Source organism: Pseudomonas putida (assembly GCF_002906855.1).
In the GTDB taxonomy this organism is placed as follows: Bacteria; Pseudomonadota; Gammaproteobacteria; order Pseudomonadales; family Pseudomonadaceae; genus Aquipseudomonas; species Aquipseudomonas putida_N.
Window position 1 is genome coordinate 1 of record NZ_MINI01000006.1, and the last position, 709, is coordinate 709.

At 64.0% G+C, this 709-nt stretch carries 1 pseudogene; it reads left to right on the forward strand.

Features of this window, described 5'->3' with window-relative positions:
- Positions 1 to 659 (forward strand): annotated as a pseudogene (locus tag BGP85_RS00060) (IS1380-like element ISPme1 family transposase); the annotation flags it as partial.
- Between the last annotated feature and the right edge of the window lie 50 nt (positions 660 to 709).

Consider the following 709-nt stretch of genomic DNA (forward strand, 5'->3'; position numbering starts at 1 on the left):
TCCGGGCCGACGCTGCCTACGCGATCCCCGCGATCTATATGCGGCTGGAAGAAGCCAGGTTCTTCTACGCCATCCGTCTGCCCGCCAACGCCGTCTTGCGCGAGAAGATCGCGCATCGGCTGACACGGCCCGTGGGACGGCCTTCGCTGACCAAGGTCAAACGGTTCTTCGAGGACTTCGAGTATCAGGCGGCGTCCTGGGACAAGCCGCGCCGCGTCATCGCCAAGATCGAATGGCATCCGGGCGAGCTGTTCCCCAAAGTCGGCTTCATCGTCACCAACCTGCCGATGGAGCCAGACTGGGTGGTGAGGTTCTACAACCAGCGCGGCACCGCAGAGCAGCACATCAAGGAAGGCAAATATGCCTTTCGCTGGACGCGGCTGTCATGCCGGAAGTTCCGGCACAACGAGGTGCGGCTGCAACTGCACGCGCTGGCCTACAACCTGGCAACCTTCCTGCGCTGCATCGAACTGCCCGAGGCCATGGCGGACTGGTCGTTGACCAGCCTGCAACTCAAGCTGATCAAGATCGGCGCCCGCGTCGTCCGCCACGCCCGCGCCATTACCTTCCAGTTGGCCGAGGTCGCCGTCACCGGCCCGATGGTGCGGGCCGTCCTTGCCGCCATCCGCCGTCTTCGAACGCCTCCGTCATGCGCATGACCACGATCCATGCCCAAGCTGAACGAAAGCGGCAGGACAGGTCCGTCTGC